The 19,119-nt window shown below is 44.0% G+C and carries 18 protein-coding genes and 2 pseudogenes; 9 read left to right on the top strand and 11 right to left on the bottom strand.

Annotation, left to right across the window (positions count from 1 at the left end; all coding sequences use genetic code 11):
- Nucleotides 1-351 precede the first annotated feature (351 nt).
- Entirely contained in the window at nucleotides 352-1,200 is an 849-nt protein-coding gene (locus QUB56_RS31000; protein ID WP_332960190.1) for a phosphatase domain-containing protein, read from the bottom strand.
- Nucleotides 1,201-1,384: 184 nt separating this feature from the next.
- A complete protein-coding gene (locus QUB56_RS31005; protein WP_332960191.1) occupies nucleotides 1,385-2,470 on the bottom strand; it encodes a T4 RnlA family RNA ligase in 1,086 nt (361 codons plus the stop codon).
- A 190-nt stretch (nucleotides 2,471-2,660) separates the two neighbouring features.
- Here QUB56_RS31005 and QUB56_RS31010 point away from each other — a divergent pair, with 190 nt between their 5' ends.
- Entirely contained in the window at nucleotides 2,661-3,221 is a 561-nt protein-coding gene (locus tag QUB56_RS31010) for a hypothetical protein (protein WP_332960192.1), read from the top strand.
- 145 nt (nucleotides 3,222-3,366) lie between these two features.
- The gene (locus QUB56_RS31015; protein ID WP_332960193.1) at nucleotides 3,367-4,371 is read left to right on the top strand and encodes a hypothetical protein; all 1,005 of its coding nucleotides are present in this window, start codon (nucleotides 3,367-3,369) and stop codon (nucleotides 4,369-4,371) included.
- A 102-nt stretch (nucleotides 4,372-4,473) separates the two neighbouring features.
- On the opposite strand, the gene QUB56_RS31020 is transcribed toward QUB56_RS31015, so the two are convergent.
- Together QUB56_RS31020 and QUB56_RS31025 are read right to left on the bottom strand one after the other, a co-directional pair.
- Nucleotides 4,474-4,914, bottom strand: coding sequence for an MAG6450 family protein (locus QUB56_RS31020; protein ID WP_332960194.1), 441 nt, complete (start codon nucleotides 4,912-4,914; stop codon nucleotides 4,474-4,476).
- Complete coding sequence (locus QUB56_RS31025) at nucleotides 4,915-5,370, bottom strand: type II toxin-antitoxin system antitoxin SocA domain-containing protein (RefSeq protein WP_332960195.1); 456 nt, start codon at nucleotides 5,368-5,370, stop codon at nucleotides 4,915-4,917.
- A 20-nt stretch (nucleotides 5,371-5,390) separates the two neighbouring features.
- Between QUB56_RS31025 and QUB56_RS31030 the strand changes: the two genes are divergently transcribed.
- From QUB56_RS31030 to glgA, 5 genes and pseudogenes are all read left to right on the top strand, one after another.
- On the top strand, nucleotides 5,391-5,531 hold the full coding sequence (locus QUB56_RS31030) for a hypothetical protein (RefSeq protein ID WP_332960196.1): 141 nt from the start codon (nucleotides 5,391-5,393) through the stop codon (nucleotides 5,529-5,531).
- Nucleotides 5,532-5,912: 381 nt separating this feature from the next.
- A complete protein-coding gene (hemC, locus tag QUB56_RS31035; protein ID WP_332960197.1) occupies nucleotides 5,913-6,884 on the top strand; it encodes a hydroxymethylbilane synthase in 972 nt (323 codons plus the stop codon).
- 441 nt (nucleotides 6,885-7,325) lie between these two features.
- On the top strand, nucleotides 7,326-8,150 hold the full coding sequence (locus tag QUB56_RS31040) for a S1C family serine protease (protein WP_332960198.1): 825 nt from the start codon (nucleotides 7,326-7,328) through the stop codon (nucleotides 8,148-8,150).
- Nucleotides 8,151-8,919: 769 nt separating this feature from the next.
- A pseudogene (locus tag QUB56_RS31045) lies at nucleotides 8,920-10,191 on the top strand (RNA-guided endonuclease InsQ/TnpB family protein).
- A gap of 59 nt (nucleotides 10,192-10,250) precedes the next feature.
- Nucleotides 10,251-11,678, top strand: a complete 1,428-nt coding sequence (gene glgA, locus QUB56_RS31050; protein ID WP_332960199.1) for a glycogen synthase GlgA — start codon at nucleotides 10,251-10,253, stop codon at nucleotides 11,676-11,678.
- Between the two features lie 136 nt (nucleotides 11,679-11,814).
- On the opposite strand, the gene QUB56_RS31055 is transcribed toward glgA, so the two are convergent.
- The 3 genes from QUB56_RS31055 to QUB56_RS31065 all read right to left on the bottom strand — a co-directional run bounded on the left by QUB56_RS31055 (nucleotide 11,815) and on the right by QUB56_RS31065 (nucleotide 14,076).
- Nucleotides 11,815-12,243, bottom strand: a complete 429-nt coding sequence (locus QUB56_RS31055; RefSeq protein WP_332960200.1) for a DUF1824 family protein — start codon at nucleotides 12,241-12,243, stop codon at nucleotides 11,815-11,817.
- Nucleotides 12,244-12,483: 240 nt separating this feature from the next.
- Nucleotides 12,484-13,197: a ribonuclease III gene (rnc, locus tag QUB56_RS31060; RefSeq protein ID WP_332960201.1), complete on the bottom strand. Its 714-nt coding sequence runs from the start codon at nucleotides 13,195-13,197 to the stop codon at nucleotides 12,484-12,486.
- Between the two features lie 375 nt (nucleotides 13,198-13,572).
- Nucleotides 13,573-14,076, bottom strand: coding sequence for an NYN domain-containing protein (locus tag QUB56_RS31065; RefSeq protein ID WP_332960202.1), 504 nt, complete (start codon nucleotides 14,074-14,076; stop codon nucleotides 13,573-13,575).
- A gap of 695 nt (nucleotides 14,077-14,771) precedes the next feature.
- On the opposite strand from QUB56_RS31065, the gene QUB56_RS31070 reads away from it, so the two are divergent.
- Nucleotides 14,772-14,915 carry a chlorophyll a/b-binding protein gene (locus tag QUB56_RS31070; RefSeq protein WP_332960203.1) on the top strand — a complete coding sequence of 48 codons (144 nt, stop codon included), beginning with the start codon at nucleotides 14,772-14,774 and terminating at the stop codon, nucleotides 14,913-14,915.
- A 173-nt stretch (nucleotides 14,916-15,088) separates the two neighbouring features.
- Here QUB56_RS31070 and QUB56_RS31075 read toward each other — a convergent pair whose 3' ends face one another.
- On the bottom strand, nucleotides 15,089-15,301 hold the full coding sequence (locus QUB56_RS31075; RefSeq protein WP_332960204.1) for a hypothetical protein: 213 nt from the start codon (nucleotides 15,299-15,301) through the stop codon (nucleotides 15,089-15,091).
- Nucleotides 15,302-15,407: 106 nt separating this feature from the next.
- Nucleotides 15,408-15,626, bottom strand: coding sequence for a hypothetical protein (locus tag QUB56_RS31080; RefSeq protein WP_332960205.1), 219 nt, complete (start codon nucleotides 15,624-15,626; stop codon nucleotides 15,408-15,410).
- A gap of 372 nt (nucleotides 15,627-15,998) precedes the next feature.
- Here QUB56_RS31080 and QUB56_RS31085 point away from each other — a divergent pair.
- A pseudogene (locus QUB56_RS31085) lies at nucleotides 15,999-17,119 on the top strand (RNA-guided endonuclease InsQ/TnpB family protein).
- A gap of 275 nt (nucleotides 17,120-17,394) precedes the next feature.
- Here the strand turns inward: QUB56_RS31085 and QUB56_RS31090 are convergent.
- Both QUB56_RS31090 and QUB56_RS31095 read right to left on the bottom strand, forming a co-directional pair.
- Entirely contained in the window at nucleotides 17,395-17,787 is a 393-nt protein-coding gene (locus QUB56_RS31090) for a response regulator (protein ID WP_332960206.1), read from the bottom strand.
- A 128-nt stretch (nucleotides 17,788-17,915) separates the two neighbouring features.
- Nucleotides 17,916-19,067 carry a transposase gene (locus tag QUB56_RS31095; protein WP_332960207.1) on the bottom strand — a complete coding sequence of 384 codons (1,152 nt, stop codon included), beginning with the start codon at nucleotides 19,065-19,067 and terminating at the stop codon, nucleotides 17,916-17,918.
- Between the last annotated feature and the right edge of the window lie 52 nt (nucleotides 19,068-19,119).

Consider the following 19,119-nt stretch of genomic DNA (forward strand, 5'->3'; position numbering starts at 1 on the left):
CAGATGAGGGCAGATAAACACAGATTAACGCAGATGAATTAGATCGATAGCATCGGAATTATTCCTATCTCTCTTCTTTTCATCTGCGTGAATCGGCGTGAATCCCTTGTCATCTGCGGTTTACATTTTCTTTTTTTTACCGCAGATGAGGGCAGATAAACACAGATTAACGCAGATGAATTAGATCGATAGCATCGGAATTATTCCTATCTCTCTTCTCGGCATCTGCGTGAATCGGCGTGAATCCCTTGTCATCTGCGGTTTACATTTTCTTTTTTTAAGCGCAGATGAGGGCAGATAAACACAGATTAACGCAGATGAATTAGATCGATCGCGCAAACAAACTCTGCCTTAAAAATCCCCTTCATCTACTTGGAATACTGTCAATCCCAAGCCTCTCCACATATCAACTACTTGCTGGCGATCGTCCAAAACAAATTTAATGTTATATTTCCCTTCCATATGCTGCCGATACAACTCTTCCTTCATAATCGCATCCTTCCTCATATCTCCGGTTTTTCGCAGATAAAGAGCGGCATAATTGACTTCATACTGCTGCAACCATTTTTCAGTTTGAGGCTGACAGTCATCTGTGCGGCCCGACACTACAATAATATGGGCGCTGGACTGCCACTTGCGAACGGTATCTAAAACTGGCGGATTGGGCAAATCGCGATCGCACGTCGAAGCATCAAAAGGATTTCTGCCGTTGAGAAGTGCCAGCGTACCGTCCATATCAACAATAATTGCATCCGGCAAATCCGGGTTATATTCCGGCGGCTTAACGGGAACCCGCACGTACTTATTGTACATCTTCAGGATCACCTCTTTGCCCACCGAATTAAGCCTTTTCAAATCCCGTTTAATACATTCCTCAACCGGAACTTGCAGGAAAGAATCATTAACTTCCACAATGGCTTTACCTTTAACTAACTGTTTGATATGCTCGATGTGAGGTCCAAAATTAGTATCATCAACAATGACGTGCTTGCCGCTTTCCAAAGCCATCAAAATAATCGTATCTCTCAACTGCAAAATAAACTTTTCATTCGCTGGCGACCAATGAGAAGCGTGAGCCATTTCTCTGAGCAAATCTTTATTGCTACGCACCCATTTTGCAGGTTCAGAAAGCAGCAATTCCCTAGCAAATTGAGATTTTCCTGAAGCTGGTAAACCGACAAGTACAATAACTCTTTTCATGGTAATTAGAAGGAAGAAGGAAGAAAGAAGAAGGAAGAAGGAAGAATGCTCATACAGCAAACTTTTTAGCTGTATCTTAGGTTTAATTAGGTGCATTTCTTTCTTCGGTTCGCTAAAATATAATGTTACTCTTCGTTCGTAGTGAGGACTAAAGTCGTCATTCAAGAAACGACTGTAGTCGTTACTACAAACCTAGATGGATGTAATCTAAACCCAATAGCTCTTCTATTTTATGGATCGTAACATCACGGAGAGCTTCTTTCACTCCCGCAACTCTTCGGGCCCGCAAAGAAAACAAAATCCCGGAATACGGCAAATGTTTCACAGCTAATGCAAAATCTTTCTGAACTTCGATATGTTCGTGCTGTCGGTAAGCTTCCTCGATTTCTGCAACTAAAGATTGATATTTGTCCTTAACTTGTTGATACAACTCACTCCACTCAGGAAAATAAGCTAAAAACTCTTCTCCTTCATTAGTTAAAACAATTTCTATCAGGCGGCGGGTGGAAAACCCTTCGCGCAGATGGGAAATCGCGACATATTGCGGAGACTTAACTTTAACTCGGTTGAAGTTAGCGTCGCAGATAATATACCCTTCCGAATTCATCGGATCTAAATGTTGAGCCGCTTCGATAACTTCTTTCCAGCTAGTTAAGGGATAGGATGCGACCACTTCCCATCCGTATTTATTTGCCCAAATACTCGGGTCGGTTTCTAGCAGCGTTTGAGTGTTGCGCACCCCGTGCAGAACGATTTGATTGTTTTTGGGCTGGACAACTATTCTATTGTAAGGCGTCATCAATTCAAAGATAAAACACTGGTCGGTTTCTTCGGGCAATTGATATCCCAATTCTTGCCAGACTTTCCAAAAAAGTTCGGCAAAGCTGAATCCAAAACCGTTAACTTCGCCGGCGGCGTCGGGAGTGCCGCTAGATTGCACTCTCCATTCTCCCTTGTAAAAATACAGTACAATCAGAGAACCGTCTAGTTTTTCATAAACTTTGGCATGACTCCAATCAATTGCAGCGGCGTGAATTTCTCCGTAATTAAAAAATTTGTCGTAGGGATAAGAAACTATCTGCCAATCTTGAGATGAATCTAAAATAATGCCTCGGGACTGCTGGACTATTTTTTCGCCCAGGGGAGATTCTATCTGCGAGTATTTCAGACAGACTAGCTCGGGATATTGGCGGTGGCGGGTAACTTTGATATGATAAGTTTCGGACAAGGTTTCCAATCCGTGCTGGCGTAAATAATCTTGCAGTTCCACGTTCTCTTCCTAAATTTGTCGTCTTTTATATTTTATCGGGAACTGCCGATTTTAGTGAAGGTGTAAAAATTTTTAAACTTGCTTTTTTTCGGAATGCCTATTGTGAGCTTTGTATTTTGGAGTATCGTTGTAAATAGGTGAAGGCGCTTTACCGCCCAACTGGACTGTTTAGACATCAAGGAAAAAAACAGTGAACAATAAATTATTACTTTTGGCGACTTCGGCGTGTGTATTGACTGCTTTATTACCTGTATCGCGAGTTTTTGGTGCGTCCGAATTGTCGCAGCGACCGCCGGAAACCAAATCTGTTGCTGTAGCGGGTACGGCTGTTCCGGTAAGTCAAATTTTGCAAAAGTTAAAAGGCAAAACAAAAGTCCCCATTTTCCTCCCCAGCCGGCTTCCTATTCCGGACAAGCTTTACTATCAAAGCGAAGCGAAAACGGACAGCTATACTATTTCTATGGAGTATACACCAGATTGCCGAGGTGCGGGAGCTTGCTCTTTTGGGGAAATTCGAGGTCAGAAAGGCGGTGAGTTTTCTAGCAAAGTAGAAGGGATAACTAAGACTTTAAAAAATGTTCAACTGGCTGACGGAGTGCAAGGAGTTTTTCACAATGGTTGCGGGGCTTACTGCACAGCAACTCTCGAGTGGAAAAGTCAGGGTTTTATGTATACCGTAGCAATTAAGAACGGACGGGAATCTGATTTAATTTTAATAGCAAATTCTGCTATTCAAGCTGGGAAGCATTAAGTTTTGTAGTCGGGGACGCACAAATTCTATCTGTAGGGTGCTCCGTGCGTACCTTACCGTTATTGTATGATATATCTTAACTCGCATTCGCCTCTTACAAGATGCTATGGTTTTTTGGCGCTTACTTAGTTAGGGGGAAATCAGGATGAGGGGAAGATGGCTATTTGCGGCGATTTTGGCTGGTGTGGTGACTGCTTTTACGATCGCACTTTTGACACCAAATCCAGCGTTAGCAAGGACAGAACTCTCGATAACAGAAATCCGGTGGTTTAATTTTTCCCCTGAAGATAGCTGGCAACCGATACAATTTATTGTACCCGATCGCAATACTGCAAAATCTGCCGGCGGCCACAAGTTGCGGTTGTACGATGTTCATATTGCCAAGATGTTTGAGATTTCTCATTTTTTGTGCGATCGCGATCGGGCTTCTGAGGGGTACGATTGGTCTTATGAAGCGGAAAATGGCAATATTGAGATGGGACGCTTCAAAATTAGCTGCAATCTCGCCCAGTCCATAGCAGCAGCTTACGGGTTAGGGAAACCCGAAATTTCAGTCATTCGCCGCAACTTCAACCTGAAAAACGGCGGCCCTTCTCTTGCGATAGAAAAATATTCGATTCCCACTCTGAACATTGCTAAAAATAGAGTTTTGCAGTGGAGGGATTTTGTGCAAAAGTTTCCCCCAATACCCGATAAGTCAGGTGAAAACCAAGCTAACAGTATTTTTCCTGCGAGTAACATCTTTCGGCAAATCAAAGGCAAAACGCGAGTGCCTGTTTTTCTTCCGAGTAGACTTCCTTTATCTGACATTCAGCCAGTTGATTTTGATGTGCAAGCAGGTTCCCACGGTTACATTGTGGGAATGTATTTAGGCAAAGGATGCCGCGCGGGAGCCTGTTATTTTGGCACAATCGAAGCTAAAAGAAATGAACCGTTTTCGCCTCCTTCGCAATTCCCACAGGATACTTACAGAAGCATTGAATTGGCGGGCGGATTCAGGGGTATTTATTTCAATAATTGCGGTGCTTACTGCACTGCTTTTGTTGAGTGGCAAAGGCTGGGGGTGCTGTACCGAGTCACAAGGAAAAACGGCCGACAGCAAGAAGTTGTCCAGATAGCAAATTCTGCACTTCAAGCAGGGCAGCGTTAAATTTTGCTGGGAAATGGAAAAGATACGCGCGAGCCAAGCTATCCCGAACGCGCGTGCCTTCGGGCAGGGTAGGGAATCGACCTTTTTCACTCCTCATAAACTTTATTCTGGACAAACTGAATGGTCGCGGTCAAACCAAATGATGTAGTAAACAGACTGAACGCGAAACCCAAATATCCGTTTTTTATCATCAATTCGCATTTCGGATAACCTCGCATCTTCAGGAATATCGTCAGGCAAAGTCGGATGGTTGTCAATCAACTTATAACCCGTTCCCACTGATTCACCTGGTTTTTTTGAGCCGTGACATCTGATTTGGGCCCAAGTATATTTCTCAATTTTCTTTAGTCCTTCAATTAGGTCATTGATTTCTGATGATGTCCACTTAGACAAAACCCAACGATTTTTATCTGCATAGGTAAATCTGAAGCTAGGATGCTCATCATCTGCACTGCTTGGTCGATTTAACTGAGTTGCTTGCTCTGGAATTCTACTTGGTTGCTTTTTTTGAGAGGGCTTTAGTATTTGACTTTTTTTCCCCACTTACGCCTCCACAAAAGGTGCATAGTAGGATTTCATATCCTCGTGGGAGATGATTTTAGTTGATTTTTCAGCAGGTTCTAATCCCTTGCGGGCGTTTAACCAAGGCATCTCTGAGTGCGTTAACTCGACCAAATGTTTAGCACTTAATTCTCCATAAGCATTCCAAACTTCTTCGAGGACTTCGAGTTCATCTTCCTGAAATTCTTTTTCAAAATTATCGGGAGCGGGAATATCCTTGTATTGGTAAGCTTTGTATTCATTCCAAACATCGCGGACAACTGGGCCGGAAACCCAAGCTTCAATATCTCCATCAAATAGCGGCTGGCTTCTAAAGACTAAACTCCAAGCTTGTGCATAATACACCAGCTTTTGCAGTTTCAGAGCAGAAATGGTATCGCCTGCTTCTCGATCGACACGACATAAAAAGTAACGAGCTACGTCAAGAGCACTTTTCATAGTTTTAGGATTTTAGTAATTTGACAAATTCACTTTTGATGGTAAGCTATTTGGTGGCTTTAGAAGTACGATCGCAATTACGATCGCTCTTTTCCCCTCGCAACTACATTTATCTCCCCCATCCCGCAACCTTTGAGCTAATTCTTTCTCGCTGCTGTTGAGCTAACTGCTCAGGCAAACCAGGTTCATCCGGCTCGACCCTAGGTAAATCTTACATCGCCTGCCGCCTTTGCTTCGGAATGTCGATCGCCTGGAGTGCAAGCGACGCCCAATGCTGGATGGGAAACATCATCAAGACTCACTGCTACTGGCGGTCATACAATTTTAGATTTGAGATTTGAGGTTTTAGATTGGCAATGGCTTATTATGTAAAGGTTTGGAGCTTGCCTACCGTTGCATCCTTTTTTCAAACAGGCGCTCAAAATCTGGTACTTCTATTTTATCACGCGAATTATCCCAACCAGCAATTAAAGTCCCCACCTGCGGTACGCTAGATCAGGTGAATATATTGGCTGATTTCAAGCTATCCTCCGATCGATCTTATGTCCCCAACCACATCTGCCCCTTCCCGAACAGTTCGCATTGGTTCCCGCAAAAGCCAACTCGCTCTCGTGCAAACCCACTGGGTGCAAGAACAGCTACAGAAACACTTCCCGGAACACACTTTTGAAGTCCACACCATGTCCACCCAAGGCGACATAATTCTTGATGTCGCCCTCGCTAAAATTGGCGATAAAGGACTTTTCACCAAAGAATTAGAAACGGGAATGATTAACAATGAAACGGACTTTGCCGTTCATTCCCTCAAAGATTTGCCTACCAATTTACCCGAAGGTTTAATCTTAGGATGCGTCACCGAACGGGAAAATCCCGCTGACGCCCTGGTAGTTCACTCTAAGCACAAAGACAAGCAACTCGACACCCTCCCAGAAGGTTCAGTAATCGGTACTTCTTCCCTGCGCAGGCTGGCTCAACTGCGGCACCATTTCCCTCATTTTGAATTTAAAGATATTCGCGGCAATCTCAATACTCGACTCGCTAAATTAGATGAGGGCGGTTACGACGCGATTATTTTAGCAGTTGCGGGATTGGAAAGATTGGGAATGGGCTCACGCATCCACCAAATTATCCCTGCAGAAATCTCCCTTCACGCCGTCGGACAAGGTGCTTTGGGCATTGAATGCCGCGCCGGAGATACAGAAATCATGACAGTGATTAAAGCTCTCGAACACTCGGAAACCGCCCAAAGATGTTATGCTGAACGCGCATTCCTGCGGGAATTAGAAGGCGGCTGTCAAGTGCCGATAGGCGTCAATACCAAAATAGAAAACGGTCAATTAACCTTAACCGGAATGGTATCGAGTCTCGACGGCAAGCGATTCGTCAAAGATACTGTTTCCGGCGCCGCCGAGACTGCTGAACTGCTGGGAATTGACCTCGCTCACCGCCTGCGCGAACAGGGAGCTAGTGAAATTTTGGAGGAAATATTTGCCCAAGTTCAGCGCGGTTCCTAAACCCGATCGGCATCTATTTGTCAATGCTTTAACACGCGATATATCGCCTTTTGTAAAATAAAGATAACAGGCGGTTCGCTTTTGCTTTCACAGGTACACGAGCAGTATGTTTGTAGATTTTTGATGGGATTTTAGATGGGACTTACTAACCAGACCTCAGAAACCCGGTTTGTTCTATATCGGGTCGTCAAAGCAAGGATTTTCGCTGAGTCAGGGTTCAATATCGTAAGTCCTATTAGAGCATAAAATTGACCCTCGGTTTCAAAAAAATCTGAGTAATTTAGGACGCTCCGCACGGGTGGAGGTTTCGATATAGGAACCAAGATTGCTCGCAGAAATCAAGGTTTTTTCGTAAGTCCTATAATTCTCAATATACCCATCCAAAATCTACAATCAAACATCCGAAATTAATCAGCAATTTATTTCAGGGAAAGGGCAAATATGAGCGTTAGGGAAACTCAAATAAAGCTGGAAGTGAAAAAAGTTCAGCAACTTTATCGCAAAATGCAGGCAGACCAAAAAGCTTTGCAGCAGCAATTGAAAGAGTTGAAAACTCAGGCAGGAAATTTGTCGGATGTAGTCGAGCAAGTCTTGCCGTCCGTAGTTTCGGTTTACGTCATGGATTGGGATACACAAGAAGAGATTTCTTCAGGGAGTGGCTTCTTTGTATCGCCGGACATAATTGTCACGAACTATCACGTTGTCGAAGATATTGCCGATGAAGATTACTTTTATGAAGAAGATGAAGTCGAAGAGGTTTTAGTGGAAACTCACGACGGAAAATTGAGATTGGCAGAAGTGGTGTTTACTGGTAATGCTGAAGAAGATTTAGCTTTGCTCTTAATTAGCGATTTAACCTTCAACCCGGAAACAGGCGAACAAGTGCCATCTCCCCACGAATATCCTCCCCTAGAGTTGTCTTTCGATGTGAAAGTGGGAGATAGAGTAATTGCTGTGGGTAATCCTTTGGGGCAGTTTGCTTCAACTGTAACTCAAGGTATTATTAGTGGAATTCGCGAACCAGAAGAGTATGAAGAAGGCGAGGAAGATGATGAGGTTGCTGAGGTGAAGGTGTTGCAAACTGATGCAGCGATTAATCCGGGAAATTCCGGCGGGCCGCTGATTAATATGGCCGGTCAAGTGGTTGGGGTGAATACGTGGGGATGGGAAGATGCTGATAATATTAATTTGGCGATCGCCTCTGAAGCTTTGGATGATTTCTTAGCGGGATTTGAAGAAACTTTTGAGGAGGATTCTCAGAATTAGTCGGGAGTTGTCGGTAATACAGCAGATTGCAGATTTATCAAGTACACCCGCCGATCGATCGAGCCCCGTAGGGACACGGGACACTCGCCGTGTCTAAAGCTGCACTTAATAAACCTGGAATACGCTGTATGTGCTTCGGGCGATCGCACTTTTTATCAGAGGGGATGTTCAAGGCGATCGCTATTTCCTTAACTCAATTGGCGTAAGTCCCACGCTGTAATTGTACTCAATTGGGCCTTGGGATATAAGCCAAGCAATGTATATGAAAAAGAGCGACAATTTACTGTTTCTCTAGCAAAAAAACTTGTAAGATATAAGTGGTTGCGACCCACCCACTCGACTGCAAACAACAGGTCACAGTAGCAGTAGTATGCTTGACCTTGGATAACTGCGATAGAAAGGGGGAAAAAACAGACCGCTGGGAAAGCAAGGTAACGCCCTACAGTAAAATATAAACCATGTTTGTTGTAAGAAAACAGTTTTTGGTCTTGGGAAACAGGACTTCTGCGTGGGTTCCCGAAGAAGGGATAAAGGCTGCAAAGCTTTCTTATTCAGTGTCAGACTCGGATCGTCTTCAGTGACGAATCTCATTAATGAGATACCCAATAGAGCAACGGCAGATGATACACGAAGCCTACACGCTCACCGAAGGTCAGTGCTAGGTATTGTAAAACTTCGTTGAATTTATAAGCAATTATAAACAATGGTAGTATGATATTATCATGGTGGTCGAGTGAACTACACATAGGTAAAAAAATGGAAGCCTTAAATGCAGCTAACAGAAAGGCACATCATTAAATACACGGAACATCGTTTCACTGAAATTGATGCACTAGCTTTTAAATCAAAAAATCTCTCCAATGCCGCCAACTACGTCATTCGTCAGAGTTTCATTTATGGATGGGGCTATGTCGGCTACAACGAAATGAACCGCTTAAGGAAGTCTCACGAAGCGTACAAGGCTTTACCTGAATCGGTTAGCCAACAAATCTTAATGGTGTTGGACAAGAATTGGAAATCATTCTTTGAAGCAGTCAAAGCTTACAAAGTTGATGACTCTAAATTTACGGGTCGCCCAAAATTGCCGTTGTACAAGGATAAAGCTAAAGGGCGAAACATTCTCGTTTACACGATTCAAGCTATTAGCACCAAGCAGCTAAGAACAGGAATTATTAAACTTTCGGGTTGGGAGTTTTTAATTAAGACTAAACTGAACCCCGCTCGTATTTGCCAAGTTAGGCTTCTAAATGCGATTCCTATGTAATTGAGGTAATTTATAATGAACCGGAGTCCACCGTTAGTAACGACAATTTCGTAGCTAGTATTGATTTAGGACTAGATAATTTAATGGCGCTAACTTTAAATCAACCGGGATTTACCCCTATGTGGGTTAACGGGCGACCGTTGAAATCGATTAATCAATTCTACAACAAACGCTCTTGACAGTTGCAATCCCAGTTGAAAGGGAGTCGCAGAACATCGCCTCGGATTCAACGTTTAACTCGCTGTCGCCATCAAAAAGTTGATAATTACTTACCTCATACCAGTCGCCTAATTATTGACATTTTAACTGTCAAACAGATTGGGACGTTAGTAATCGGTAAGAAGGCACAGTGGAAAACTGAAATTGAACTAGGGAAGCCTACCAACCAAAACTTTGTCAGCATTCCTCACGCTCGATTAATTGAAATGTTGGAATACAAAGCTCGATTAGTTGGGATTACGGTAATTCTGCAAGAAGAATCTTATACTTCACGAGCCAATTTTTTGGGTTTAGCTCCAATCCCTGTTTATGGAAAAACCGATAAAGACCCTGTGTTCACTGGCAAGCGAATCAAGAGAGGTTTGTACAAAACATCAGTCGGCCAATTAATTAATTCTGATGTCAACGCCGGGTACAATATTCTCAGAAAGGCAATCCCAAATGCGTTTAGCACTCTTGATAGGGAGCTGCGTAGTTGGGCCGAGGCGGGTCAATCCGCTTAAAGTAAAAATGAAAGGGGAGGGGCTTAACGCCTCCCATGTCATGTGCAATAAATGACTATACTTTTACCAGCTATTTCACTCTAGACTAACTACCTCAAGGAACACAAGAAAATAATGCGCATTTTATTTGTATCCGCCGAAGCAGCACCCCTAGCCAAAGTGGGAGGTATGGGCGATGTCGTCGGCGCTTTGCCTAAATTTCTGCGGCGCATGGGACACGATGTCCGCATCTTCATGCCCTACTACGGTTTCATCCCCGACAAAATGGATGTTCCCAAAAAACCTGTTTGGGATGGGGGGGCCATGTTCCAAAATTTTTCGGTCTTTGAAGGTGTTTTGCCGGGAACCGATGTACCTTTATACTTATTGCAACATCCATCTTTCTTGCCCCGCCGCATTTACGGCGGTGTAGATGAAGATTGGAGGTTCACTTTATTTGCCAATGCTGCGGCTGAATTTGCCTGGAATCACTGGAAGCCCCAAATTATCCACTGTCACGACTGGCATACCGGGATGATACCTGTTTGGATGAGCCAAGACCCGGATATCAGCACGGTTTTTACTATTCACAATTTAGCTTATCAAGGGCCGTGGCGCTGGCGTTTGGAGCAGATGACTTGGTGCCCTTGGTATATGCAAGGTCACAATACAATGGCTGCAGCCGTACAGTTTGCCGATCGAGTAAATACAGTTTCGCCGACTTACGCCGAGCAAATAAAAACCCCAGCTTACGGGGAAAGTTTGGAAGGTTTGCTGTCTTACCTGGGCGGCAAGGTTTCGGGCATTTTGAACGGAATTGATACAGAATCTTACAACCCGGAAACAGACAAGTACATCCATCAACAATTCAGTGTTGATACTATTGAAAAGCGCCCAGCTAACAAAATTGCCCTGCAAGAAGAAGTCGGTTTGGAAGTGAATAAAGGTGCCTTTTTAATGGGCATGGTGACGCGGCTGGTAGAACAGAAGGGGCTGGATTTGATTATTCAAATGCTCGATCGCTTCATGGCCTATACCGACGCTCAGTTTATTGTACTCGGAACGGGCGATCGCTACTACGAAACCCAACTCTGGCAAATGACAGCCCGCTATCCCGGTAGGATGTCCACCCAATTACTCTACAACGACGCCCTCTCCCGGCGCATTTACGCAGGCTGCGACACCTTCCTGATGCCCAGCCGTTTCGAGCCCTGCGGTATCAGCCAAATGCTCGCCCTCCGCTACGGGTGCGTACCAATGGTGCGCCGCACCGGCGGTTTAGTCGATACCGTTTCCCACAACAACCCGATCGACAATACCGGTACAGGTTACTGTTTCGATCGCTACGAACCCCTAGACTTGTTCACCTGCATGATCAGAACTTGGGAAGGTTTCCGCTATAAAGATAAGTGGAAAGAACTGCAACAGCGCGGCATGAGAGAAGATTTTAGCTGGGATATTTCGGCCCGGAAATACGTCAAGTTGTACAGCGAGATTTTGGGGCTGCCCCCAGAAGAAACTGCACCGGAACCAGAGCCAGAATTGATCGTTGGTAAGGGTTAATCTGAGTAAGGTGCGTCAGTCGGTGTTTGATTCGACTGAATCGAGGGACGGCTGACGCACCCGAAAGCTTAGTAACGCGCATCAGTGGGTTTTTGATTCAATTTAATCGATCGACTGACTGCTGACTACTGACACATTAATCAACAAATAAATCGAGAGGTAAATGACCGTAAGTTCCGCTAACTCCACCTTCTGAGGAAGATTGGCACGACACCAAAACGCCCCGGTAAGTTCCGGGATAGCCGTCCACATAATACGACCCCTTCAAAGTATTGAACTTAATATAAACCGAACCAGCAAATCCCGAAAAAGCATTTGGATCTAAAACAGCTTGATATCCCAAAGCTTTCAAATAAGCTTCTAAAGCTGAAAAACCCTCATCCGTCGAAGCAGCGCACACTCCCAACATTTGATAATCCGACAAACTTGCTACTAGCAAAATCGCTTGACGCAGCGCTTGTTTGTCCTGCGGCGATGCTAGAGATTGCATATCCAGACAAGTGAAATCTTTGAGGATTTGCTGTGCTTCTTCAACAGTTAGGGTAGTCGGGTTTTGAGTAGACATGAATTGCTCTAATATTTCCCAAAATTACGATCGACACTCGGCTACTCGTCAACGAATTTCTGCCATTACAACCCTCGATGGACGGCGGTAACACTTGCCCAAGTCCTGATTATAGCCGATTGTGCGCTCTGGCAATCAATTCGGGCGATCGTCTTCGAGGGCTTTCCTTCGGATCGCTTCGCTAACGCCAACGCCGGAAGCGCACAAAAAAGCTACTACTTTTTACTGATGTTTTCCAGTTTAGATCAGTCCGCGTTTTTTCAGCTTTGCTAGGGCATCTTCCGCCGCATTTTTCTCAGCATCTTTTTTGCTTTTGCCTTTACCTTCTCCATAGAGTTTCTCTGCGACATAAACTTTAGCGAGAAATTCCGGCTTGTGGGGTGTGCCTCCTTCTTGGACTGTCACGTATTTAGGGGGAGTCGTGCCACCGTTGGCCTGTACCCATTCCTGAAACCGATTTTTCGAGTCTACAGTCGATCGAGTTTCCACAACATTTTCGGGAACAGAATCAAACATTTGTCGCACAAAATGGCGAACTTTGTCCATGTCTTGGGTGTCGAGATAGTAAGCGCCAATAAATGCTTCAAAAGTGCTGCTGAGCAAATTTGGGTTGGTAATCCCACCTTCTCGATAAGCTCCTTTTCCGAGTCGCATTTTTAAGTCTAAAGCGATTTCGGTAGCAAATCTGGCTAATTGTTTTTCATCTACTAATGCAGAACGCCGGCGAGTCAGTTGGTCTTCTCCCATTTCTGGATGACGCTGATAGAGATATTCGCCGCTGAGAAAAGTCAGCAAAGCATCGCCGAGAAATTCTAAGCGTTCGTTGTCTTCTTCGCGGAATGTGGGGTTTTCGTTGACGTAGGAGCGGTGGGTGAGGGCTTGGCGCAGCAGTTTTTCATTTTTGAATTCGGGAAGGCTAATTTTGAGTTCTTGTGTTGGATTAGTTAATGGCATAGGAGTTTTGTAATGGTTATTATTTTTGGAGTTGGGTGTTGTTATGCGGACATGAAAGAGCCGCAGATAGCGGTGGGTTTGGAGAATCTAGTTTATCAAATAAACTGGATTTTTGCTATCGGCAGCGAGTAAATTTTAACAGATATTTGGCCGTTCTACTATTAGCCCGTTAGTCCGTCAGTCCGCCAGGGGTTAAAACCCCTGGCTCATAGCTAACATCCTCTTAAGAAAACTAAAAATTGTGTTTTTTAACTGTCAGTCAGTCGGTTTTAACCGACTTTAGCTATTAGCCAGGGAATTCATTCCCTGGCGGACTGTGTTGCTTCAATCAGATAATTAATCTGCTTCTATTGATAACTGTTTTTGATTTTTAAGTTAGGGTTTCAATCCTGCACACAAACTAGGCAATTCGTCTACATCATGAAAGTTATCCTCACCAACGAGGTTAATCAGTTTTTTGCTTGCACTTTTGCGCCGTGCAAAAACGATCACTGTTATACCCGAAGCCTTCAAAACGGTGATTAAACCTGCAAAGTCCCGATCTCCTAAGACTAGGATAATTATGTCCGGAGAAGGCTTAATTGCCACTCGTTTGATACAGTCAAACACCAATTGTTTATCTGCACTATTTTTGCCTGAATCAGGGACATCAACGCCTTGATAACCCAGCTTTTCTATCGAAATTTTGTCGTTAACTTGATTTTTGTGCTGCGAGTTATAGTAAATTTTAGGCGGTTCTAAACGCCCTTTTGATTGGGCAAAAGCCAGCAGTAATTCAGCTTGCTTTTGGTTTAAGTAGACGTTCTGATAATCCCAAAACATATCAACTTGCTGAGACAGGCTTTGTTGTTTGCCTGTGCTTCGATGATTGTCCGTCATTTGATTATGTCCTACAAAGAGGTTGACTGGACAGCCTCGACATATCGCGCATCTAGCATTAATGGAGTGTTGCCTGTGGCTTTGCTCAAAAATGAACATCCCGGCACGGGACAATCTGTTACCACAAAACACTGTAATTTTGTTGGGATTTGATTAGCGTCTTAGCTACAGGGTTTACAGAACTGCAACGAGCTTAGTAGCAGCCCGTTGAAGGGAAATTGAACTCAATAATGTTTCGATTTTCTCAAGCTTGTATCAACTTGTTAAAACGACATTAGGCTCACATTCCCCTCTACGGGGTGTTAGAAACTTGCCGCAGTATTATAAACCGTGTAGCTAAGACGACTCAATCAACATTCCTCAATTTTGAATGCGATATTTAGTTTTAGCTGTGCTTTTAGGCTAGCGTTCTAATTATTGGATGTCAAGTATTCACTCAAAATAATTTTCTTACATCTTTAGACATCTCACCAAGGTTTTCGCCAACCTGACACCGATCGCCCTGATACGCTTTACGCGATCGACCGTCCCCACATCAAAAACCCTCTCCCCCTCCCCCCGCGAGTCCCTCGGACTGCGGGCCCATCGCGCTTGTCTCCGGCATTTGAACACTAAATGTAAAAATATGTTGCAAAGTTTCTCCGGTTGTGTTAAGTTTGGTTACATAAGGTTGAAATTAAACGAGGTTTATGGTCATGGAAAACAAAGACGCAAAAGTTGGCTTCACTGAGTTTGCTGAAACCTGGAACGGCCGTTTGGCAATGTTGGGCTTCGTTATCGGCTTAGCTACCGAATACCTCACCGGTCAAGGCATTCTCTCTCAAATCGGTTTGATGTAATCAGCTTAACTGCATACAAAAGCTGAAATTCAGGCGGGAGATCCCATCACAACTGCAAAAGCCTCCCCGCTAAAAAGGCCCCTTCACTTCACACGGAAGGGGCTTTTGCATTTTCTCTCAAAAAATTCCACAGTTTCTGTCTCAATATTTATCGCGAGATTAACTCCACGAAACTAAGCAATTCCTACCGAATCCAACATCCTCAATGTAGGAGTCAAACCAGGAAGTTTCACCAAACCGTCGCGTTTGTGACTGCGAAGGCTGTTACCTAAAATCATCTCCGACAGATCCGGCATTTCCTGCCTGCAGTGCGAGCAAAACCAATAAACGCGATTGTGGCGAGCGTGGCGGAGCAATTGAGAGGAGCAACAAGGGCAACTATTCATGAGATTTTAAACCTTTTTTAAGATATGGAGCGATAACCAATTCATTACAGATACTGACGAATGTCGGTGCATCTCAACTTCATACACAACAATAAAAAATCTCTTTTCACTCAAAACTTTGAGCGTCTCGCAAGTACCATTTTTGGAAACCGAACAGCAACACCACAATCAGAAGCTGAACGCTCCAAGGGGCCCAAGAGAAACCCCAAAGAAAACAACCCACTCCGGCTAAAGCCACAAGAACAAAAATATCTTGAGATGTTTGCCAGTAAATCCCGACTGCCACCAGAGAAACGATCAGTAGCAAAATGTAAGCTGAGGGCATAGTCGTCTTCTCCCAATGTATCTGCCAACCGTCAGGATCGATCCCTGACCATCTGCTTAAACTTAAAACTAAAACCTGAAGAACTTATGAAGACGAGAAAGTTGTCACAAAAAGTAAAATACTCCTGCCAGCTTATATTTTTCCGAGAAATCCGTAGGAATACTGAGTTCATTGCTGAGGTCGAATCCGCTTAAATGAACGCACTACGAATAGGGACTTAGGCATCGCTTATCGAAAAATTGGGTTTAACACCCCGTCCTTCTAGGACGGCTTTACATTAATTTGAATACCTTACAGAATATCTGATACAATGTAAGTAGGACACAAAAAGCTTTTAAGTACTGATTCTATCCAACACAGTCGCAAGAAACTTTGCTGAGAAGAACGATGGGGCGTGCTCGATTAGTTTACAACCGTGCTTTAGCCGCAAGGACAGAAGCATGGTATGAACCTCAAGAGCGAGTCGGCTACTCTGAAACCTCAACAATGCTAACCAGTTGGAAAAAGCAGGAAGACTGGCAGTTTCTCAATGAAGTTAGCAGTGTGCCATTACAGCAAGGATTGAGACATTTACAAACTGCCTTTACTAATTTCTTTGCAGTTCGGGCAAAATACCCGAACTTCAAGAAAAAGTCTCATGGCGGTAATGCTGAATTCAGTCTCAGCCGCTTTTAGGTGGAAAGATGGCAAAGTATTTTTAGCTAAATGCAGTCAACCCTTGGATATCCGAGGGAGTCGTCAACTCACCGATCGCGCAGAACCATCAACAATTACGGTGAAGCTCTCACCGTCTGGACGGTGGACTGTTTCTTTACTGGTAGGTGTTGAGATAGCTGCATTACCTGCGTCTCCCTATCAAATTGGTTTGGATTTGGGTATTACGACGCTGATGGCTTTGAGTAATGGCGAGAAGATTGTTAACCCTAAAACTTTCAAAGCAAAGCGCCGTAAGTTACGTAAAGCTCAAAAAGCGCTTAGCAAAAATAAAAAAGGCTCTAAAAACAGCCACAAAGCAAGGTTGAAAGTCGCTAAAGTTGATGCAGAAATTAGCGAAGCTCGCAATGATTTTCTTCACAAGTTGACAACTCGACTGGTTGGTGAAAACCAAGTGATTGCAGTCGAGAATCTATCTGTGAAGAATATGGTCAAAAATAGAAAAGTCGCTCTCTCGATTAGTGATGCTGGTTGGGGTGAAATCTTCAGGCAACTTGAATATAAGTGCAACTGGTACGGTCGTACTTTTGTCAAAATTGACCGATGGTTTCCTAGCTCGAAGCGGTGTGGACATTGTGGACATATCGTTGACAAGCTGACTTTAAATATCAGAGAGTGGAATTGCCCTAAGTGCGGTACACATCACGATAGAGATATAAATACTGCTAAAAATATTCTTGCCGCTTTCTCTTGCGGTGAATGTCTGTGGAGCGACTGTAAGACCCGAACAGAGTAAATCTGTTAAGGCTGGTGCTATGAAACAGAAACCTAAGTCGTGAGTCTTAGGTTTCTCCGTCGCAGAGAGCGCGGGGTGGATGTCAATGGTATCAATTTCACCGAAAGACCGACAGGGTTGAAATGCCTGCCGTTTGAGCGGTTTTTAGTCTTAAACAGACTGGACAAAAGGCACAGCGCCTAAGTCCCTACAGATATCCTGTGCTCGCGACCGGATTCTATCGCTCGGCACAATACCAAAGAAACCCAGTTTTTTTAACTCTCTTTGCCTGCAATACTAATGCTGGAAAAGCTGCACAATTCAATAGGGGCGATCGATCTATTCTTGCTCCCAGCCCAAAGCTTCAGCGACCTGAGCCGCCAAAAACATCGGTTCAAAAGGCTTAGCAATCACGCTCACCACCCCCAAATCCGCGAACATCCGCCTGTCGCCAGCAAGAGCCTTAGCCGTCAATAAAATTACCGGAATGTGCTGGGTAGCATTATTAGCTTGTAACTGTAGAAAAGTAGTAGGCCCGTCTTGGTCGGGCATCATCACGTCCAATAGAATAGCATCAGGCTGTTCGGCAAGAGCCTTAGCAACACCCTCGCGGCCAGAACTCGCGGTCAGGACTTCCCAGCCCCCCACCATCTCAAGACTGACTTGAGCCACTTCCCGAATATCTTCCGCATCGTCAATAACCAAGATGCGCTTGGCAGTCAAAATTAACATTTTTTTAGGAATGAGAACTGATCACAGATTAGAAGCGAAATGCGAATATTTTATAAAGGAAATTATCTTACCAGATCGGACTTTACATTGACATACTCCCCGCGCGTTTACGCGCGGGGATTCTAAGATCAAACAGCAATTGCAGGCAAAGCCTGTCTCACATCGCCTAGCTTAGCGGTCGATGCCCCAACCGCACAAATATTTTTAGCTGCGTTTTCATCTCGTCCATTTACAGACTGACAAGATGGACAACGCCATTGTGCGATCGACAAATCCAATTCTCTTAGGACATGACCACAATTTGAACAAGTCTTACTGGATGGATACCATCGATCAATAAAGATCACCTGCTTATCTTTTTTCTGAGCAACCCATTCCAGAATTTTCAGAAACTCCCCAAAAGCTAAATCAGAGATTTTGCGTCCCCAAAGGCGTTGCATTCCTTTAAGATTTAACGTCTCAAAACAAAGCACATCAAATCTATCGGTTAGAGCGTGAGCCAATTTCCAGAACCAGTCAGAACGACGATTTACAACGTCCTCATGTCTGCGGACTAAATTTTTCCTAGCTCTTTCGCGGTTAGCCGAACCTTTCACCTTAAGAGAATGTTGGCGGCTGGGTTTTTTGATAGCAGTGAGCGATTGCTTGAGGAATTGAGGCGACTCAATCTTAGAACCATCCGAAACTGTGAGGAATGTTTTCAAACCGAAATCAAACCCAGCAATGTGACTCGTCTCGACTTTGATTTCAGGTTCGATAACACTGTCAACAACAACGACCATGAACAATTCACCCAGTGGGGTGCGTTTAATGGTTAGTGTTTTGACCGTCCCCTCAATTTCTCGGGAATTCCAATATTGATAGACTTTCTGCCCAATCTTGATCCGATTGCCTGCCAAAAATTTATAACCAGCTTGCTTAAGGGTGAATGATTTGTACTTGCGAACCTTCTTGAAGTGCGGCGGTCTAACTCCTTTTTTATGGTGCTTGAAAAATAACTGGTACGCTTTTTCAATTCGTTGACAAATATCTTGTACTGCTTGAGAGCCAACTAATTGCCAAAATTCTTTGCGTTTTCGCAGCTTAGCAATATGAGCTTGAAGTTGAGCGCAATTTAAGTGTTTGCCCCACATTCGACAGTACCTTTTGTGGAGCGCAATACAATGGTTATAGATGACTCCTGCGGCATTAATTGACCGCTTAAGAAATCTATTCCTTTTGTGTTGATACAGCTTAAATTTCAAGGTTTTCATACTTTTATACCAATTTTCAAAAATCATGCAACAGTAGCTAGGGCTGACAAAATGTAATCCCATCCAGTTATAGATGCTA

It is taken from the genome of Microcoleus sp. AR_TQ3_B6 (assembly GCF_036702785.1).
GTDB lineage: Bacteria > Cyanobacteriota > Cyanobacteriia > Cyanobacteriales > Microcoleaceae > Microcoleus.

What these genes read in the sequence shown, in the direction of transcription:
- QUB56_RS31000 (WP_332960190.1), bottom strand. Translation starts at nt 1,200, where the DNA reads ATGAAAAGAGTTATTGTACTTGTCGGTTTACCAGCTTCAGGAAAATCT.
- QUB56_RS31015 (WP_332960193.1), top strand. Translation starts at nt 3,367, where the DNA reads ATGAGGGGAAGATGGCTATTTGCGGCGATTTTGGCTGGTGTGGTGACT.
- QUB56_RS31025 (WP_332960195.1), bottom strand. Translation starts at nt 5,370, where the DNA reads ATGAAAAGTGCTCTTGACGTAGCTCGTTACTTTTTATGTCGTGTCGAT.
- hemC (WP_332960197.1), top strand. Translation starts at nt 5,913, where the DNA reads ATGTCCCCAACCACATCTGCCCCTTCCCGAACAGTTCGCATTGGTTCC.
- QUB56_RS31040 (WP_332960198.1), top strand. Translation starts at nt 7,326, where the DNA reads ATGAGCGTTAGGGAAACTCAAATAAAGCTGGAAGTGAAAAAAGTTCAG.
- glgA (WP_332960199.1), top strand. Translation starts at nt 10,251, where the DNA reads ATGCGCATTTTATTTGTATCCGCCGAAGCAGCACCCCTAGCCAAAGTG.
- QUB56_RS31055 (WP_332960200.1), bottom strand. Translation starts at nt 12,243, where the DNA reads ATGTCTACTCAAAACCCGACTACCCTAACTGTTGAAGAAGCACAGCAA.
- rnc (WP_332960201.1), bottom strand. Translation starts at nt 13,197, where the DNA reads ATGCCATTAACTAATCCAACACAAGAACTCAAAATTAGCCTTCCCGAA.
- QUB56_RS31065 (WP_332960202.1), bottom strand. Translation starts at nt 14,076, where the DNA reads ATGACGGACAATCATCGAAGCACAGGCAAACAACAAAGCCTGTCTCAG.
- QUB56_RS31070 (WP_332960203.1), top strand. Translation starts at nt 14,772, where the DNA reads ATGGAAAACAAAGACGCAAAAGTTGGCTTCACTGAGTTTGCTGAAACC.
- QUB56_RS31075 (WP_332960204.1), bottom strand. Translation starts at nt 15,301, where the DNA reads ATGAATAGTTGCCCTTGTTGCTCCTCTCAATTGCTCCGCCACGCTCGC.
- QUB56_RS31080 (WP_332960205.1), bottom strand. Translation starts at nt 15,626, where the DNA reads ATGCCCTCAGCTTACATTTTGCTACTGATCGTTTCTCTGGTGGCAGTC.
- QUB56_RS31090 (WP_332960206.1), bottom strand. Translation starts at nt 17,787, where the DNA reads ATGTTAATTTTGACTGCCAAGCGCATCTTGGTTATTGACGATGCGGAA.
- QUB56_RS31095 (WP_332960207.1), bottom strand. Translation starts at nt 19,067, where the DNA reads ATGATTTTTGAAAATTGGTATAAAAGTATGAAAACCTTGAAATTTAAG.